Annotated in this window: 14 protein-coding genes and 1 pseudogene; 9 read left to right on the top strand and 6 right to left on the bottom strand. The window is 70.9% G+C overall.

Translation table 11 applies throughout. From position 1 onward, the window contains the following. Positions 1-60: 60 nt before the first annotated feature. The gene (locus tag AB5L52_RS11865; RefSeq protein WP_351016041.1) at positions 61-291 is read right to left on the bottom strand and encodes a hypothetical protein; all 231 of its coding nucleotides are present in this window, start codon (positions 289-291) and stop codon (positions 61-63) included. 440 nt (positions 292-731) lie between these two features. On the opposite strand from AB5L52_RS11865, the gene AB5L52_RS11860 reads away from it, so the two are divergent. From AB5L52_RS11860 to AB5L52_RS11835, 6 genes are all read left to right on the top strand, one after another. Continuing rightward, complete coding sequence (locus tag AB5L52_RS11860; protein ID WP_351016038.1) at positions 732-2,855, top strand: DNA topoisomerase IV subunit B; 2,124 nt, start codon at positions 732-734, stop codon at positions 2,853-2,855. A 412-nt stretch (positions 2,856-3,267) separates the two neighbouring features. Then, the gene (locus tag AB5L52_RS11855; protein WP_351016035.1) at positions 3,268-3,789 is read left to right on the top strand and encodes a DUF1453 domain-containing protein; all 522 of its coding nucleotides are present in this window, start codon (positions 3,268-3,270) and stop codon (positions 3,787-3,789) included. Further along, entirely contained in the window at positions 3,786-4,937 is a 1,152-nt protein-coding gene (locus AB5L52_RS11850) for a sensor histidine kinase (RefSeq protein ID WP_369363859.1), read from the top strand. Before AB5L52_RS11855 ends, AB5L52_RS11850 begins: the two co-directional genes overlap by 4 nt. Then, on the top strand, positions 4,934-5,623 hold the full coding sequence (locus tag AB5L52_RS11845; RefSeq protein WP_369363857.1) for a response regulator: 690 nt from the start codon (positions 4,934-4,936) through the stop codon (positions 5,621-5,623). Before AB5L52_RS11850 ends, AB5L52_RS11845 begins: the two co-directional genes overlap by 4 nt. A 69-nt stretch (positions 5,624-5,692) precedes the next feature. Beyond that, positions 5,693-6,247, top strand: a complete 555-nt coding sequence (locus AB5L52_RS11840) for a DUF485 domain-containing protein (RefSeq protein ID WP_369363856.1) — start codon at positions 5,693-5,695, stop codon at positions 6,245-6,247. Next, entirely contained in the window at positions 6,244-7,848 is a 1,605-nt protein-coding gene (locus AB5L52_RS11835; RefSeq protein WP_369363854.1) for a cation acetate symporter, read from the top strand. The genes AB5L52_RS11840 and AB5L52_RS11835 overlap by 4 nt, the downstream gene beginning before the upstream one ends. Positions 7,849-7,899: 51 nt before the next feature. Here AB5L52_RS11835 and AB5L52_RS11830 read toward each other — a convergent pair whose 3' ends face one another. After that, entirely contained in the window at positions 7,900-8,592 is a 693-nt protein-coding gene (locus tag AB5L52_RS11830; protein ID WP_369363852.1) for a response regulator, read from the bottom strand. Between the two features lie 158 nt (positions 8,593-8,750). On the opposite strand from AB5L52_RS11830, the gene AB5L52_RS11825 reads away from it, so the two are divergent. Next, the gene (locus tag AB5L52_RS11825) at positions 8,751-9,512 is read left to right on the top strand and encodes an ABC transporter ATP-binding protein (RefSeq protein ID WP_369363851.1); all 762 of its coding nucleotides are present in this window, start codon (positions 8,751-8,753) and stop codon (positions 9,510-9,512) included. Here AB5L52_RS11825 and AB5L52_RS11820 read toward each other — a convergent pair. The 3 genes and pseudogenes from AB5L52_RS11820 to AB5L52_RS11810 all read right to left on the bottom strand — a co-directional run. After that, positions 9,479-10,125 (bottom strand): annotated as a pseudogene (locus AB5L52_RS11820) (histidine kinase); the annotation flags it as partial. The gene AB5L52_RS11825 and the pseudogene AB5L52_RS11820 overlap by 34 nt on opposite strands. Before the next feature lie 152 nt (positions 10,126-10,277). Next, on the bottom strand, positions 10,278-11,219 hold the full coding sequence (locus AB5L52_RS11815) for a sucrase ferredoxin (RefSeq protein ID WP_351563982.1): 942 nt from the start codon (positions 11,217-11,219) through the stop codon (positions 10,278-10,280). Between the two features lie 116 nt (positions 11,220-11,335). Further along, the gene (locus AB5L52_RS11810) at positions 11,336-12,589 is read right to left on the bottom strand and encodes a citrate/2-methylcitrate synthase (protein WP_369363849.1); all 1,254 of its coding nucleotides are present in this window, start codon (positions 12,587-12,589) and stop codon (positions 11,336-11,338) included. Positions 12,590-12,702: 113 nt separating this feature from the next. On the opposite strand from AB5L52_RS11810, the gene AB5L52_RS11805 reads away from it, so the two are divergent. Continuing rightward, positions 12,703-13,869, top strand: a complete 1,167-nt coding sequence (locus AB5L52_RS11805; protein ID WP_369363848.1) for a citrate synthase — start codon at positions 12,703-12,705, stop codon at positions 13,867-13,869. 74 nt (positions 13,870-13,943) lie between these two features. Next, positions 13,944-15,041 carry a GTP-binding protein gene (locus AB5L52_RS11800; RefSeq protein ID WP_369363846.1) on the top strand — a complete coding sequence of 366 codons (1,098 nt, stop codon included), beginning with the start codon at positions 13,944-13,946 and terminating at the stop codon, positions 15,039-15,041. Here the strand turns inward: AB5L52_RS11800 and AB5L52_RS11795 are convergent. Next, entirely contained in the window at positions 15,038-17,497 is a 2,460-nt protein-coding gene (locus tag AB5L52_RS11795; protein ID WP_351016010.1) for a DNA topoisomerase IV subunit A, read from the bottom strand. The genes AB5L52_RS11800 and AB5L52_RS11795 overlap by 4 nt on opposite strands. Between the last annotated feature and the right edge of the window lie 119 nt (positions 17,498-17,616).

Genomic DNA, 17,616 nt, shown 5'->3' with positions numbered 1-17,616 from the left:
ACAGGAGCGGCCGCCCGTGCACCGGCCTGTGCCGGGGCTGGCTCGTCGTATGTGCGAGATTCAGCGTTCGTCTTCGGAAACGGTGCCCGGAGCGGTCGTCAGCCGCTCCGTCTCGTCCTGTATCTCAGCGGCGATCTTCTTGAGCTCCGGCTCGAACTTGCGACCGTGGTGGGCGCAGAAGAGCAGTTCTCCGCCGCTGAGCAGCACAACGCGCAGGTATGCCTGGGCGCCGCAGCGGTCGCAGCGATCGGCGGCCGTCAGCGGGCTCGCGGGGGTCAGAACAGTAGTCACGTCGCCTCTTCTCTAGCTCGACGAGCTGTCGTACCAGGGTCAACATCCAACCAGCCCGAAAACGTTCCCGCTCGTGGCTTTTCCTCGAAAAATTCTTCCGGGGCGGCTGTTTGCTGCCGGTTGGCGGCGAATGTGCCGTAGTGCGTCTCTTGTGTGCTTACGGTTTCGCGCGGTGTTGTGTCATGGGTCCTCCAGGCCGGGTTGCCTGTTGTTCATGAGGACGTGCCCGGAGCCTAAATGGTTCATGCCTCCGAGGGAACGTGATATGTACTTCACTCCATCGAGGGATCGAACATGCATGCGAGTCTGGACTAGTCTGAGTTTTCGACGAGGGTGGCGTTACACCGGCTCTACCAGGCCTCGGTACCCTCTGAGCGGCGACCGAAGCCGCCCCCTTACCCAGTAGGGGGCCAACTGAAATTCAGCGAGGAGCGAACCGCGTGACCGCCGATACGTCCGTGCCGTCCACAGCGCTGCTGGCAGGAGCAGACCGGGACGGTTCCAACTACACCGCGCGGCACCTGCTCGTCCTCGAGGGCCTCGAGGCCGTGCGCAAGCGCCCGGGTATGTACATCGGCTCGACCGACAGCCGCGGTCTGATGCACTGCCTGTGGGAGATCATCGACAACTCCGTGGACGAGGCCCTCGCGGGCGTCTGCGACCGCATCGAGGTGATCCTCCACGACGACGGCTCCGTCGAGGTGCGCGACAACGGCCGGGGCATCCCCGTGGACGTCGAGCCCAGGACCGGCCTGTCCGGCGTCGAGGTCGTCATGACCAAGCTCCACGCGGGCGGCAAGTTCGGTGGTGGCTCGTACGCCGCCTCCGGCGGCCTGCACGGCGTTGGCGCCTCCGTGGTCAACGCCCTCTCCGCCCGTCTCGACGTCGAGGTGGACCGCGGCGGCCAGACCCACGTCATCAGCTTCCGGCGCGGTGTGCCGGGCGCCTTCGCGGCCGACGGGGCCGACGCGAAGTTCGAGGCCAAGAGCGGCCTGCGCAAGACCAAGAAGATCCCCAAGACCCGCACCGGCACGCGCGTGCGGTACTGGGCGGACCGGCAGATCTTCCTCAAGGACGCCAAGCTCTCCCTGGAGAACCTGCACCAGCGCGCCCGGCAGACCGCCTTCCTGGTGCCGGGCCTGACCATCGTCGTGCGTGACGAGTTCGGCCTCGGCGAGGGCGGCAGCAAGGGCGAGGAGTCCTTCCGCTTCGACGGCGGCATCAGCGAGTTCTGCGAGTACCTGGCGGGCGACAAGCCGGTCTGCGATGTCGTCCGCTTCTCGGGCAAGGGCACCTTCAAGGAGACCGTCCCCGTCCTGGACGAGCACGGCCAGATGACCCCCACCGAGGTCACCCGTGAACTGGGCGTGGACATCGCGATGCGCTGGGGCACGGGGTACGACACCACCATCCGGTCCTTCGTCAACATCATCGCCACGCCCAAGGGCGGCACCCATGTCTCCGGCTTCGAACAGTCCCTGACGGGGGTGTTCAACGATGTGCTGCGCGCCAAGAAGCTGCTGCGGGTGGCCGAGGACAACATCGTCAAGGACGACGCCCTCGAGGGGCTCACCGCCGTCGTGACCGTGCGCCTGGCCGAGCCGCAGTTCGAGGGCCAGACCAAGGAGGTGCTGGGCACCTCGGCGGCTCGCCGCATCGTGAACAACGTGGTCACCAAGGAGCTGAAGGCGTTCCTGACCAGCACGAAGCGGGATGCCGCCGCGCAGGCCAGGGTCGTCATGGAGAAGGTGGTCGCCGCCGCCCGTACGCGCGTCGCGGCCCGGCAGCACAAGGACGCCCAGCGCCGGAAGACCGCCCTGGAGTCCTCGTCCCTGCCGGCCAAGCTCGCCGACTGCCGCAGCGACGACGTGGACCGCAGCGAGCTGTTCATCGTCGAGGGCGACTCCGCGCTCGGTACGGCCAAGCTGGCCCGGAACTCCGAGTTCCAGGCCCTGCTGCCGATCCGGGGCAAGATCCTCAACGTGCAGCGGTCCTCGGTGACCGACATGCTCAAGAACGCCGAGTGCGGCGCGATCATCCAGGTCATAGGAGCGGGCTCGGGCCGCACCTTCGACATCGACCAGGCCCGCTATGGCAAGATCATCATGATGACCGACGCCGATGTGGACGGCTCCCACATCCGCTGCCTGCTGCTCACGCTGTTCCAGCGCTACATGCGACCGATGGTCGAGGCCGGCCGGGTCTTCGCCGCGGTGCCGCCACTGCACCGCGTCGAGATCATCCAGCCCAAGAAGGGCCAGGACAAGTACGTCTACACGTACTCGGACCGCGAACTGCGCGACAAGCTCATGGAGTTCCAGAGCAAGGGCATCCGGTACAAGGACTCCATCCAGCGCTACAAGGGTCTCGGTGAGATGGACGCCGACCAGCTGGCCGAGACCACGATGGACCCGCGTCATCGCACGCTGCGCAGGATCAACCTCTCCGACCTGGAGGCTGCGGAACAGGTCTTCGACCTGCTGATGGGCAACGACGTGGCGCCCCGCAAGGAGTTCATCTCCAGCTCGGCGGCGACGCTGGACCGCTCGCGCATCGACGCGTAGCCGCTGCGCCGGGCTTCGGCCGACGGGGGCTTGCCCAAGGCGGGGCGAAGCCGATGGAGGCCGAGGCCGGGGCGGGGTGCGCGTGCGGCGTCGGTCGGGGCAGGGCCGACGGAGCTTGCCCGAGGCGGGGTGGGCCGGTGCTCAGGGGGCGCGAGGGCTGGTGGCGGGCGGAGGGCGAAGGTTGGTCGTCTTCCGACGGTGGTCATCGGGGCCTCGCCCCGACCGGCCTCCGCCCCCGTCCCTGCCCGGTATCCGCAGCCGGGGGATCTACACCCGTGGGTGGAGGCGGGCCGCTGCAGGTTTCCACCCGTGATCCACCCCGGCTCCGATCTCCCGACCTGCGCTTTTCCGTAGCTTCGTAGGTGTCGGCAGCGCCCGCTCCCGGCGCCGCTTCTCGCTAACGGAGGCTCTGATGTCCGGGCTCGTCAACGCGCTGGTGATCGTGGCCGTCGCCGCCATAGTGATCGCGCGGCAGCTCCGCGCCCAGCCGGTCAATACCGACCGGCGCTGGTGGCTGCTCCCTGTGATCCTCGGCGTGGCCGCGCTGCGCGAGCCCAGCATCCTCGACGGTCACCACCGCGCGGAATCCGTCGTACTGCTCGTGGTGGAGCTGCTCGTCGGCGTGGCCACCGGCGCCGGGTGGGCCTGGACGACCCGCGTCTGGACGGCCTCGGACGGCGTCGTGTGGACCAAGAGCACCAAGGCGAGCATCGCCGTATGGGGCGTGGGTATCGCCCTGCGGATCGGCCTCTTCGGCATCGGCCGCGTGCTCGGCCTGCACCAGGGCAGCGCCGCCCTGATGCTAGGCCTCGCCGCCACCCTCCTGGTCCGCGGCGGAATCCTGCTCTGGCGGGCCCAGCCCCTCGGCACCGCGCACCGCCCCACCCCGGCGTACGGTGACGACATGCGGTCGGTCAGGAGGGAGAGCGCGTGACGGAGAACGTCTGGACCCGCTGGCCGTCGCGAGAGGCGCTCGGCCGTGCGGGCACCCCCCGACCCCGGCGCATGCTCGCCTGGGCGGTGAGGTTGCTCGTGATCGCCCTGCTGCTGTGGTCCGCGTTCAGCCAGAAGCACGTCGGCATCGGCGGGGCGCTCGCGGCAGCCGCGGCGGTCCTGCTTGCCGCTCTTGTCTCCTGGGCCCTCTTCCGGACCACTTACCAGCACCGGTTGGTGTCCTCCCTCGCACTGATGGGCGTGCTCCTGGCCATCGCGGTCGCCGCCGAGGCCACGGGATTCAGAGGGCCGGCCCTGGTGATCTGGTGCGGCTGCGGAATCAGCGCCCTGGAGCGGATGCCGCTCGCCGCGGCAATACCGGTGGCGTGCGTGGCGCTGGCTTCGTTCTCAGCGTTCAACAACGACGTCTGGCTGACCACGGCCGCCACGGTTGCGGGCATGGCCCTCGCCGGATACGTCCTACGGCTGGATGCCGAAGCCCGCGGCAGTGCACAGCGGCTGCTCGCCCAGGAGCGCGCCGCCCGGGCGGCCGAGGCAGAGTCCGCGGCGCTCGCCGAACGGACCCGTATCGCACGGGAGATCCACGATGTGCTGGCGCACAGCCTCTCGGCGCAGCTCGTGCACCTGGAGGCGGCCCGGCTGCTGATCGAGAACGGCGCGGACCGCGAGCAGATCCTGGAGCGGGTGGTGGCCGCCCGGGGCATGGCCCGCGACGGACTGGCCGAGACCCGGCAGGCCTTGTCGGCGCTGCGCGGCGAGTTGACTCCGTTGGAAGACTTCCTGAGCGAACTGGTCAGCGGGGCCGACGGAGCCGAGGTCACCGTGACGGGTGAGCGCAGACCCCTGCCGGCCGAGGCCTCCCAGGCCGTGCGCAGGGTCGCCCAGGAAGCGCTGACGAACGCCCGCAAACACGCCCAGGGCGCCAAGGTGCACCTGCGACTCGACTACCGCGAGCGCGAAGTGACGCTGGACGTACGGGACTCGGGCGGGCGGCCGGGCGAACTCACCGGGTCCGGCGGCGGGTACGGTCTGCTGGGGATGCGCGAGCGTGCCGAGCTACTGGGCGGCTCACTGGACGCGGGGCCGGACGAGGAGGGGTTCGTGGTGACGCTGAAGGTGCCCGTATGACCGAGACGGAAGGGGAGAAGAAGCCCGCACGGGTGGTGGTCGCCGACGACCAGACCGTGGTCCGGGAAGGCATCGTGATGCTGCTCGGACTGCTCCCCGGAGTGAAGGTCGTGGGCGCCGCGGGAGACGGCGAGGAGGCGGTGCAACTGGTGGGAGAACTGGCCCCGGACGTCGTCCTGATGGATCTCCGGATGCCCCGCTGCGACGGCGTGGAGGCCACCCGGCGGATCCGGGCGCAGTACCCGGGAACCCAGGTCGTGGTGCTCACCACGTACGCGGACGACGAGTCGCTGTTCCCCGCGCTGCGCGCCGGCGCCCGGGGCTATCTCACCAAGGACGCGGGCGGTGACGAGATCGTGCGGGCCGTGAAGAGCGTGCTGTCGGGGGACGCGGGGCTGTCCCCGAGTGTCCAACGCCGGTTGCTGGAGCGCCTGTCGCAGCCCGAGCCCAGCCCGTCGGCGACCGCCGAGGCGCTGCCTGACGGTCTGACCGCACGGGAGACCGAGGTTCTGCGGCTGATCGCCGATGGGCTCAGCAATCAGGAGATCGCCCGCAAGCTGCATGTGTCGACCGCAACCGTGAAGACACACATCAACAACCTCTTCGCGAAGACGGGACTCAAGGACCGGGCACAGGCGGTGCGTTACGCGTACAGCAAGGGCCTGGTGCGGCCCTCCACGGAGTGAATCACCTGATGGGGTGAAGAGCCGAGGGAAGAAGAGTCAGGGATCTTCCCGGTCTGTCCATCCTTGGGCATGCAGTCAAGCAACGGCCGCGACCGTGGAGCCGGGGACGGTTCCGAGTGTTCGGCCGAGAACCAGCAAGGCCACGGCGCAGCGTCCCGCGATGTGACGTACGAGGACCCCTGGTACGACGCGCTGGCCTCCGGCCGGGGCGAAGCGGACGGCACCGGAGCGCCGGCGCCGGTGGTGCCGCCCGCTCGCGGGGAGCGGGGCGGTGGCGGAGTGGCGGTTCACACCCGCGATGTGTACGTGGAGGTGCAGCGCAGCCCGGCCTTCCAGGAAGTGCGGGCCACGTACCGGCGGTTCGCCGTGCCGGGAGTCGCCGCCTTCCTCGCCTGGTACATGGGCTATCTCGTCACCGCCACGACCGCGCCCGGACTCATGGCCCGGTCCGTGACGGGGGCGGTGAACGTGGGCATGCTGGCCGGACTAGGACAGTTCCTCACCACGTTCGCGCTCACCTGGGCCTACGCCCGGCACGCACGGCTGCGCCGGGACCGGGCGGCGCTGGAGCTGCGCTGGGACACCCAGGAACTGGCCCGCGGAGTGCGGGGAGACGCCTCGTGACCGGGCAGCATCAGATGCTGGCGCTGGTGCTGTTCAGCGGCTTTGTGGCCGTCACCCTCGGGATCACGACATGGGTGAGCCGGCGCCGGCATGGTTCGGCGGAGGAGTTCTACGCCGGAGGGCGACTGTTCTCGCCCATGGAGAATGGTTTTGCCATCGCGGGTGACTACGTATCGGCCGCCTCCTTCCTCGGGGTCACCGGGCTCATCGCGCTGTACGGGTACGACGGGATGCTGTACGTCGTGGGCTTCCTCGTGGCCTGGCTGGTCGTGCTGTTCCTGGCGGCCGAACTGGTACGCAACTGCGGGCGGTTCACGCTGGCCGATGTGGTGGCCGCGCGGATGAGCGAGCGGCCGGTGCGGATCGCCGCGGGAACTTCCTCGGTCACGGTGTCCGTTCTGTATCTGGTGGCGCAAATGGTCGGCGCGGGCAGCCTGGTGGCGCTGCTGCTGGGGCGGACGAGCGGGGCGGACCAGGCCTGGGCGGTCATCGGGGTCGGCGCGCTCATGGTGATCTATGTGTCGTTGGGAGGGATGCGGGCCACCACCTGGATCCAGATCGTGAAGGCGGTGCTGCTGCTCACCGGGACGGTCGTGCTGACCGCGCTCGTCCTGCTGCGCTTCCACGGAGACATCGACCAGTTGCTGATCGCGGCCGCGGACCGCAGCGGTCACGGACGGGCGTATCTGGCGCCGGGCCTGAAGTACGGCGGGACCTGGACCGCTCGCCTCGACTTCATCAGCCTGGGGCTCGCCCTGGTGCTGGGCACGGCGGGACTGCCGCACATCCTGTCCCGCTTCTACACCGTGCCCACCGCGCGGGCCGCCCGTCGTTCCGCGGTGTGGTCCATCGGGCTGATCGGCGGCTTCTACCTGATGACGATCGTCCTCGGCTTCGGGGCGGCCGCGGTGGTCGGGCCGGAGGCGGTGCGCGGTTCGAACGCGGCTGGGAACACGGCGGTGCCGCTGCTCGCCCTCGACCTGGGCGGCGGCGCGGGCTCCACCGGTGGCACGGTCCTGTTCGCGATCGTCGCCGCCGTCGCCTTCGCCACGATCCTCGCCGTGGTCGCCGGTATCACCCTCGCCTCGTCGGCGTCGGTGGCGCACGATCTGTACGCGTCGCTGCGGCGGTCGCGCGGCACGGCGGGCGGCAGGGCGAGCAGCGAGGTGGCGGTGGCGCGGTGGTCGGCGGTCGGCATCGGTGTCGTGGCGATCGCGCTCGGTCTGCTGGCCCGTGATCTCAACGTCGCCTTCCTCGTCGGCCTGGCCTTCGCGGTCGCCGCGTCGGCGAACCTTCCGGTGCTGCTGTACTCGCTGTTCTGGCGCGGCTTCACCACCCGCGGTGCGGTGTGGGCCGTATACGGCGGACTGATCCCGGCGCTCGGGCTGGTGCTGCTGTCCCCGGTGGTGTCCGGCAGCCCGTCCTCGCTCTTCCCGGGCGTCGACTTCCAGTACTTCCCGCTGCAGAACCCGGGCATCGTGTCCATCCCGCTCGGCTTCCTCGCCGGCTGGCTCGGCACGATCACCTCCGACGAGGTCGCGGACGAGGCCAAGTACGCCGAGACGGAGGTCCGGTCACTGACCGGGGCGGGGGCCGTGTAGCACGGCAGAACCGTTCAGCCGGGCGAAGCGGAGCTGTCGGCCGGGGCTGCTCTACGGCGCCACCCACGCGTACTGGTGCTCCGGCCGGCCGGTGTCGCCGTACTTCAGGGAGAGCCGTAGCCGGCCGGCCTGTTCCAGGTGGCGGAGGTAGCGCTGGGCCGTGGAGCGGCTCAGGCCGGTTCTCTCGGCCACCTCGTGGGCCGACAGCGGCTGGTCGGCGTGGTGCAGGACACCGCAGATCAGATCGGTCGTCGGCTCCGAGTGGCCGCTCGGCAGGCCGGGCGCGGAGGGTGCGGGAGCCGTCCGCAGCGCCCCGAAGATCCGGTCGACCTTCTCCTGCCCCGTGACGCCCCGGCCGCCGACCCGGTCGACCGTGCGGCGCAGGGCGGCGTAGGAGTCGAGGCGGGAGCGCAGCGCGGCGAAGGTGAAGGGCTTGACCAGAGAGTGCAGGGCGCCCAGGCGCATCGCCTGCTGGACGGTCGACACATGGCCGGCCGCCGTGATCATGATGACGTCCGTGCCGTGGCCCTGCTCCCGCATGCGGTGGACGAGGTCGAGCCCGGTCTGGTCCGGCAGATAGTGGTCGAGCAGGACGAGATCGACGGTGCCGCGTTCGACGGCGGCCAAGGCCTGCGCGGCGCTGTGCGCGCGGGCGGTCACCCGGAACCCGGGAACCTTTCCCACGTACTTGGCGTTTATCTCTGCGACGCGGAAGTCGTCGTCCACGACCAGGACGTCAATCATCGGGCCTCTCCTTCAAGGCCGACGAGCGGTAAGCCCGTGTTTCGGCTCCGCAGTTGTAGCGCGAGCGAAGAGAGCGCAACAGGCTCTTGCGAGCAAAAGAACGGCCTGTGCTCACAAGACTCCTGCCGTGGCCCGGGCCACACCTACCGTCCCGGCCCATGAGCGCACACATCAGCCCCGCCATTGAGCTGCGGGGCGCGAGCAAGACCTTCAGAACCCCGTCCGGGGGACTGCACACGGCCGTGCGCGGTCTGGAGCTCACCGTCGGGCGCGGCGAGTTCGTGGCCGTCGTAGGCCCCACCGGTTGCGGTAAGTCCACCACGCTGACGCTGGTCAGCGGCCTGGAGGAGCCCACCGAAGGCGAGGTGCTGGTGGCCCGGGAGCCGGTCGACGGGGTCAGCGACAAGGTCGGCTTCGTCTTCCAGCAGGACGCCACGTTCCCCTGGCGCACGGTCCTGTCCAACGTCATGGCCGGCCCGCGCTTCCGGGGCGTACCGAAGACCGAGGCCAGGCAGAAGGCCCGGGAGTGGCCGGCCCGCGTGGGACTCGCCGCCTTCGAGGACCGCTATCCGCACCAGCTCTCCGGCGGTCAGCGCAAGCGCGTCGCCCTCGCCGCCACGTTCGTCAACGACCCCGAGATCCTGCTGATGGACGAACCGTTCTCGGCGCTGGACGTGCAGACCCGGGCTCTGATGTCGGACGAGCTGCTGGAGCTGTGGGAGGGCACGGGAGCCTCCGTCGTCTTCGTCACCCACGATCTGGAGGAGTCCATCGCGCTCGCCGACAAGGTCGTTGTGATGACCGCCGGACCCGCGACCGTGAAGCAGGTGTTCGCCATCGATCTGCCCCGGCCGCGCAAGGTCGAGTCGGTGCGTCTGGAGCCGCGGTCGGAGAAGGCCAGGTCCCGGGTCTGCCGCTGAACCCGGCGGGAGCTCAGCCAGGCGGCCAGCGCACCCACCGCGAGAGCGCCGCCGGCGTACGCGAACAGCCCCGGGATCGCGCTGATCAGCCGCGCTCGCACGCTGTCGTAGGCGATACCGACCGCGACCGCACGATGATGCGGTGGCGGGCGTCGTACAGGGGCACCTTGCCGCGGGCGGAGCGGCCCAGGGTGCCGTTGTCGATCTCCATGACCTGCTTGCCGCCCAGTGCGTCGCCGGGGTCGGTCGAGACATGCCCGCCGATCTCCGAGGGCGTGGTGTGCGACCAGCGCACGCCCCGCCGGTCCAGCACTACGATGTACTCGGCGTGCGTGGCCTTCCGGATCCGCTCGGCCTCCCTCTGCACCGGGCCGTCGCTGGTCGGCGGCGCGGTCAGGACGCCCTCGGCGATCTGCGGGTCCTGGGCCGTGGTCTGCGCGATCGCCAGCGCCCCGCGCATCGCCTCCTGGTCCAGCTGCTTGCTCAACGGCGCGAGGAACAGCCCGGTCGCGATCACCGCGACCCCCGCGGCGATCGCCACCAGCAGCACCTGCGAGAACACCCGCCGGGGCAGTCCGAGGCGCAGCCGGCGCGCGGGGGGAGTGGGGCGCATACGCACGACGGTACGCAGGAAGGCCCGAAGCGCCCCACAGGGTGTGGTGGGGATCTCTTGACCGGTTCTTGAAGGAGGCGGTCGTTCTGGAGACGTGAAGGAGGCAGCCGTGCTGGAAACTGGAAAGGCGTGGCCGTTCCGAAGGAGGCCGCTCAGCTCGCCAGTGCCGTCGACCGCAGCGCGCGCACGGCCACCACGTCCATCCGTGCCGGCGTGCCCAGCACCGCCGCGCCGCAGCTCTCCGGGCGGGGCGGCAGCGACGCGCCCTGCGCCACGGTCACCCGCCAGCGGCGGCCGTCGGCGTGTCCCACGGTGACCTCCCAGCGCGGAGCCGCGCCCTCGGTCCGTACGACGCTCAGCACTCCCGCCCGGTACTCGTCCGCGGCCGAACGGACGGCCAGCTCGGCCGCCTGGCCGGGCCGTTCCCAGGCCGAGCAGCCGCGGCAGCCCTCGACCACCACGCGGCCCTCCTGAGCGCCGTGCAGCGCCTCCTTGATGGTGTGCGCCTCGGCGCGGCCGTAGGCGTAGCCGTACGGCAGGACGAGCACCGTCGGCGCGAAGCGATGTCCACCCAGATGGGTGACCTCCCAGACGCCACGCACCCCCGAGGCGGCCAGCTCGGTGGCGAGCGGGCGGCCCAGGAGGGCGCAGCAGCGGTCGCGCTTGCCGTTGGTGCACACGAGCGCGAGCGGGTCGCCGCGGTGCGGCCGGCCGCCGAGCGCGGCGGCGAGGGAACGGTGGTCGCCCGCTCCCAGGGCGGCGAAGTCGAGGCCGAGCAGCCGCCGTGGATCGCGGGTCGTGGCGCTGTGCAGCCATCCGCGGCCCGGCACGGTGTGGGCGGCGTACACTTGCCGGAGGGCGGGCCCGCCGGGGTCGGCGTGGCGCCCCGGGCGCCGGATGAGCGCGATGCGTACGCCGGTTCCCTCGGCGGCCGCCTCCAGCGCCCGGCCGAGTGCGGGGGCCAGGTGGCTCGAAGTGAGCGCCTGCACGCCCCACGGGCCGGGCTGTTCCAGCAGCAGCCAGGTCGTCGCCGTGGCCGCCGTACCGGAAACGGGCTCGTCGAGGCTCCGGGAGACGGTCGCACACCTACTCACAGAGGTGAGCCTAACCTGACTCCCTCTGGGGCGACTTCCGGCCGTCGCTGTGTCCTGTCTCGCGTGGGTATGGGGCCCGCTGCCGGGCGAGCCGTGAACGCCGCGGCTCGACCGGCCTACCCGGGGAGTGACTGCGGGGGCCGTGCACCGACGTAGTGGCCGATGGGGCGCATGCGCAGCGGGCGCTCGCCGTACTCCTCCAGGGCGTGCGCGATCCAGCCCGCCGTCCGGGCGACGGCGAAGATCGTCTCGCCGGCCGTGGCGGGCATGCCGCTGGACGCGGTGAACACCGCCAGGGCCAGGTCGACGTTGGCGTGCAGCGGGGTGTGCCGGGCGGTGGTGGCGACGATGTCCCGGGCGGCCAGCAGGGCCGACTCCGCGCGCGGGACCTGCTCCAGCAGGCCGAACAGCGCGCTCGCGCGGGGATCCTCGGTGTACAGCGGGTGGCCGAGCCCGGGGATCCGGCGGCCCGTGCGCAGCTCGTCGGCGATCACCGGGACCGCCGTCCCCTGGTCGAGCACGTCGAGCAGCATGCGGTGGGCCAGCCCGCTCGCGGCGCCGTGCAGCGGGCCCTCCAGCACGCCGAGCCCGGCCGAGACGGCCGCGTAGGCGTGCGCGCGGGCCGAGGCGGCGACCCGGACCGCGAGCGTGGAGGCGGCCAGATCGTGGTCGGCGAGCAGGGCGAGCGCGGTGTCCAGGACGCGCAGGGACGCCTCGTCGGCGGGGCGGCCGGTCAGCCGGCCCCACAGCCGGTGGGCGAGCGGACCGTCGTCCTTGTGGGCGTGCCGGACCGGCGGCAGCGCGGCGACGAGCGTGGGGATGAGGATCCGCGCGGTGTTCAGCACGGCGTCCTCCGACAGGTCGAAGCGCAGCGGATCCTCGGCCGCCGCGGCGATCGCCGCCACGCGCAGCCGGTCGGTGGGGGAGGCGTGCTCGGACAGGGCGTTCACCGCGCGGCGGGCGACCTCGACGGTGGGGCCGGGCGCGGAGAAGGTGATGCCCGGAGCCGGCCGAGCCGTCCACAGCCACTCCGCGACCTCCTCGTAGGAGTGCCGGAGAGCCAGCTCGACGGCGTCCACGCCCCGGAAGTAGTACCGGTCCTGTTCGATCAGCGTGATGCGGGTCCGTACGGACAGGTCCCCGCCCGAGCCTGGGCTCGCGGCCGCCTCGCGCCGGTGGCGCCGGGCCAGGGCCTCGACCTCCTTCGCCTCGAAGGTGCTGGCGCGGCCGCCGGGCTCGCGTCTGCTGCTGAGCAGGCCGCGGCTCACGTACGCGTACACCGTCTCCGGCTTCACGCCGAGCAGTTCGGCGGTCTCCTTGGTGGTCAGCCTTCGTCCGGGACGGCCGGGAGCGGGTTCGTGATCACGCATGGGGGTCACCGTAGCCGCCTCTGCACGTCTTGATCGCTCTACATTGATCAAATCAATATTGACAAGAAAATAGTCAAGCATGGAGAGTCGGATCAAGTCCAGGGAGGAGAACCATGGCCATCAACAGGACCGCAACCCCGCTCATCGACGCACCGCGCGGTCTCGCCGGCGTCGTCGTCACCCAGACGGAGATCGGCGACGTCCGCGGGCGGGAGGGCTTCTACCACTACCGCCAGTACTCGGCCGTCGAACTCGCGCAGACCCGCGGGTTCGAGGACGTCTGGCATCTCCTGGTCCACGGCACGCTCCCGGATGCGGAGCGCCGCGCCGCCTTCCTGGCCGAGACCACGGCGCTGCGGCGGCTGCCCGAGGAGGTCCGGGCGGCACTGCCCGCGATCGCGGCGGCGAGCCGCGTCTCCGGCCCGTTGTCCGGGCTGCGTACCGCGCTCTCCCTGCTGGGGTCGGCCCGGCGGCTGCGGCCGGTGTACGACATCGACGCGGACCGGCGGCGCGCCGACAGCGTGGCGGTCTGCGCGGCCGTGCCCACGCTGCTCACGGCGCTGTACCGGCTCGGGCAGGGCCTCGACCCGGTCGAGCCGCGCGAGGACCTGCCGTATGCGGCCAACTATCTGTACATGCTCCAGGGCGAGGAGCCCGATCCGCGGCGGGCCCGTGCGGTCGAGCAATACTTGATCTCAACTATTGATCATGGATTCAATGCATCAACCTTCACCGCCCGCGTCATCGCCTCCACCGGCGCCGACGTGGCGGCCTGTCTCACCGGAGCCGTGGGCGCCCTGTCGGGGCCGCTGCACGGCGGCGCGCCCAGCCGGGCCCTGGACACCCTGGACGCCATCGGCACGCCGGACCGGATCGACCCCTGGATCCGGGAGCGCGTGCTCGCCGGTGACCGGATCATGGGCTTCGGACACGCCGTCTACCGCACGGAGGACCCCCGTTCGCGGATGCTGCGGGAGATCGCCCTCGGCTTCGGCGGTCCGCGCGTGGACCTGGCGGTGGAGGTGGAGCGCCGGGTCGAGGCGATCCTCGCCGAGCTGAAGCCCGGCCGCGAACTCCACATCAACGTCGAGTTCTACGCCGGCGTCGTCATGGAACTCTGCGGACTGCCCCGCGAGATGTTCACCCCCACCTTCGCCGCCGCACGCGTGGTGGGCTGGAGCGCCAACATCCTGGAACAGTCGGCCGACTCGAAGATCATCCGGCCGGTGGCGCGGTACGTGGGACCCCAGCCGCCGGTCCCGGTACCGGCCGCGCGGTGACGGCCGCGAGCTGACGGCCACGCCCTCTTATGCTGGACCGGCAGTCACTGGGTCCACATGAGAGAGGTCACCCGTTGGGGAACAGCAGCGGTCCGCAGATCCCGGTCGTCGTGCTCGCCGGATTTCTGGGCTCCGGGAAGACCACGCTCCTCAACCACCTTCTGCACCGCAGCGGAGGCAGCCGTATCGGTGCGATCGTCAACGACTTCGGCGCCATCGAGATCGACGCCATGGCCGTCGCCGGCGCCCTCGGCGACTCGACCGTCTCGCTGGGCAACGGCTGCCTGTGCTGTGCCGTCGACGCGAGCGAACTCGACCTCTATCTGGACCGGCTCGCCGCCCCGCAGACCGGCATCGACGTGATCGTCATCGAGGCCAGCGGGCTCGCCGAACCCCAGGAACTGGTGAGGATGGTGCTGGCCAGCGAGCACCCGAGGGTCGTCTACGGCGGCCTGGTCGAGGTCGTGGACGCCGCCGAGTTCGACGGCACCCGGGCCCGGCACCCCGAGATCGACCGGCATCTGGCCCTCGCCGACCTGGTGGTGGTCAACAAGCTCGACCGGGCCGCGGACGGCGACCGGGTGCTCGCACTGGTGCGGTCCCTCGCGGACCGTGCCGCCGTCGTCCCCGCTACCTACGGCCGTATCGACCCGGAGTTCCTCTTCGACTGCCGGCCGAGCGAGGAGCGGATCGGACAGCTGTCCTTCGACGACCTGTACGAGCACGGCGACGACGGCCACGACGGACACGACCACGCCGGTCATCTGCACACCGGCTACGACAGCCTGTCCTTCGCCGCCGACCTGCCGATGGAACCCCGCAGGCTGATGCGGTTCCTCGACAGCCGTCCCGAGGGGCTCTACCGGATCAAGGGATACGTCGACTTCGGCCCCCACGACACCGTCAACCGGTACGCCGTGCACGCCGTCGGCCGCTTCCTGCGCTTCTACCCCGAGCCCTGGCCGGCCGGCGACGCCCGCCTCACCCAGCTCGTCCTGATCGGCTCCGGAATCGACGCGGGCGCCCTCGGCAAGGAGCTGGAGGCGTGCAAGAACGACGCCCCACACGCCGACGAACACGGCATGTGGGGCGTCCTGCGCTACGTACCGGGCCTGGACGAGGCGGATCCGGAAGATCCGCCCGCCTGGGACCCGGAAGACCTGACCGCCTAGAACACCGGCCCCGCCACCACCGACACCGTCTTCGGCAGCGAGGTGCCCGAGCCGTCCCTGCGCGGGTCCAGCTCCGGCAGGTCCGCGGGGGCGCCGTTCTTCTGCGCCGCGCGCGCCGGAACCGGGCCCGCCCAGGCCAGCGCCAGGCAGTCCTCGCCCTTCAGGAACCGCTGGCAGCGCACGCCGCCCGTGGCCCGGCCCTTGCGCGGGTACTGGTCGAAGGGGGTCAGCTTGGCCGTCGTCTGCACCGAGTCGTCCAGCGTGCCGCGCGAGCCCGCGACCGTGAACACCACCGCGTCGGCCGCCGGGTCGACGGCCGTGAAGGAGATGACCTTCGCGCCGTCGGTGAGCTTGATGCCCGCCATACCGCCCGCCGGGCGGCCCTGCGGGCGCACGATGGACGCCTGGAACCGCAGCAGCTGGGCGTCGTCGGTGATGAAGACCAGGTCCTCGTCGCCGGTGCGCAGCTCCACCGCGCCGACGATCCGGTCGCCCTCCTTGAGGGTGATGACCTCCAACTCGTCCTTGTTGGACGGGTAGTCGGGCACCACACGCTTGACGACACCCTGCTCGGTGCCGAGCGCGAGACCCGGGGAGGACTCGTCCAGCGTGATCAGGCAGACCACCGTCTCGTCGTCCTCCAGGGAGACGAACTCCGCGAGCGGCGCACCTCCCGAGAGGTTCGGCGCCGCCGTGGTCTCCGGCAGCTGGGGCAGGTCGACCACGTTGATCCGCAGCAGGCGGCCCGCCGAGGTCACCGCGCCGATCTCACCGCGCGCGGTCGCCGGGACGGCGGAGACGATCACGTCGTGCTTGACGCGCCTGCCGTCCGCCTGCTCCGGGAACGGCTCGCCGGTCGCCGTACGGGCCAGCAGACCCGTCGAGGACAGCAGCACCCGGCACGGGTCGTCGGCGACCTGCAGCGGCACGGCGGCCACCGGGGCGCCCCCGGACTCCAGCAGGACCGTACGCCGGTCGGTGCCGAACTTCTTGGCCACGGCGGCCAGTTCCGCCGAGACCAGCTTGCGCAGCTCCGCGTCGGACTCCAGGATCCGGGTCAGCTCCGCGATCTCCGCGGTCAGCTTGTCCTTCTCCGCCTCCAGCTCGATGCGGTCGTACTTGGTGAGCCGGCGCAGCGGCGTGTCGAGGATGTACTGCGTCTGCACGTCGCTCAGCGAGAAGCGCTCCATCAGGCGCTCCTTGGCCTGCGCGGAGTTCTCGCTGGACCGGATCAGCCGGATGACCTCGTCGATGTCGACCAGCGCGGTGAGCAGGCCCTCGACCAGGTGCAGCCGGTCGCGGCGCTTGCCGCGGCGGTACTCGCTGCGGCGCCGGACGACGTCGAAGCGGTGGTCGAGGTAGACCTCCAGCAGCTCCTTCAGTCCCAGCGTGAGCGGCTGGCCGTCGACCAGCGCCACGTTGTTGATGCCGAAGGTCTCCTCCATCGGGGTCAGCTTGTACAGCTGCTCCAGGATCGCCTCCGGCACGAAGCCGTTCTTGACCTCGATGACCAGACGCAGGCCGTGCTCGCGGTCGGTGAGGTCCTTGACGTCGGCGATGCCCTGGATCTTCTTCGCGTTGACCATGTCCTTGATCTTCGCGATGACCTTCTCGGGGCCGACCGTGAAGGGCAGTTCGGTGACGACCAGGCCCTTGCGGCGGGCGGTCACGGTCTCCACCGACACCGTCGCGCGCATCTTGAAGGTGCCGCGGCCGTTCGCGTACGCGTCGCGGATGCCGTCCAGGCCGACGATCCGGCCGCCGGTGGGCAGGTCGGGGCCGGGGACGTGCTTCATCAGCGCGTCCAGGTCCGCGTTCGGGTACCGGATCAGATGGCGGGCGGCCGCGATGACCTCGCTCAGGTTGTGCGGCGGCATGTTCGTCGCCATGCCGACCGCGATGCCCGAGGAGCCGTTCACCAGCAGGTTCGGGAAGGCGGCGGGCAGCGCCACCGGCTCCTGCTCCTGGCCGTCGTAGTTGGGCGCGAAGTCGACCGTGTCCTCGTCGATCGACTCGGTCATCAGGCTCGTCGCCTCGGCCATCCGGCACTCGGTGTACCGCATGGCGGCCGGCGGGTCGTCGTTGCCCAGCGAGCCGAAGTTGCCGTGGCCGTCGACCAGCGGCACGCGCATGGAGAAGGGCTGGGCCATGCGCACCAGGGCGTCGTAGATCGAAGCGTCGCCGTGCGGGTGCAGCTTGCCCATGACCTCGCCGACGACACGCGCGCACTTCACATAGGCGCGGTCCGGGCGGACACCCATCTCGTTCATCTGGTAGACGATCCGGCGGTGCACCGGCTTGAGACCGTCACGGGCGTCCGGCAGGGCGCGCGAGTAGATGACCGAGTACGCGTACTCGAGGTAGGAGCCACGCATCTCGTCCACGACGTCGATGTCGAGGATCTTCTCCTCGTACGAATCGTCGGGCGGCGGGGTCTTCGTGCTGCGGCGGGCCATCGCTGCCGGCTCCTTGCTACTGAAGCGTTTGATGGATCTGACGCGGACCATTGTGGACCGAGGCACTGACAACCCGTGCCACGACCCGGTCCCGGCGGGCTTCCCGGCACCTCCGGGCG

Source organism: Streptomyces sp. CG4 (assembly GCF_041080655.1).
Taxonomy (GTDB): domain Bacteria; phylum Actinomycetota; class Actinomycetes; order Streptomycetales; family Streptomycetaceae; genus Streptomyces.
This window is presented reverse-complemented; position numbering and strand designations above follow the sequence as displayed.

Bases quoted from the DNA above. Each gene is read 5' to 3' on its own strand.
- AB5L52_RS11830 (WP_369363852.1), bottom strand. From the start codon at position 8,592: ATGATTGACGTCCTGGTCGTGGACGACGACTTCCGCGTCGCAGAGATA.
- AB5L52_RS11810 (WP_369363849.1), bottom strand. From the start codon at position 12,589: ATGCGTGATCACGAACCCGCTCCCGGCCGTCCCGGACGAAGGCTGACC.
- AB5L52_RS11845 (WP_369363857.1), top strand. From the start codon at position 4,934: ATGACCGAGACGGAAGGGGAGAAGAAGCCCGCACGGGTGGTGGTCGCC.
- AB5L52_RS11855 (WP_351016035.1), top strand. From the start codon at position 3,268: ATGTCCGGGCTCGTCAACGCGCTGGTGATCGTGGCCGTCGCCGCCATA.
- AB5L52_RS11795 (WP_351016010.1), bottom strand. From the start codon at position 17,497: ATGGCCCGCCGCAGCACGAAGACCCCGCCGCCCGACGATTCGTACGAG.
- AB5L52_RS11805 (WP_369363848.1), top strand. From the start codon at position 12,703: ATGGCCATCAACAGGACCGCAACCCCGCTCATCGACGCACCGCGCGGT.
- AB5L52_RS11840 (WP_369363856.1), top strand. From the start codon at position 5,693: ATGCAGTCAAGCAACGGCCGCGACCGTGGAGCCGGGGACGGTTCCGAG.
- AB5L52_RS11825 (WP_369363851.1), top strand. From the start codon at position 8,751: ATGAGCGCACACATCAGCCCCGCCATTGAGCTGCGGGGCGCGAGCAAG.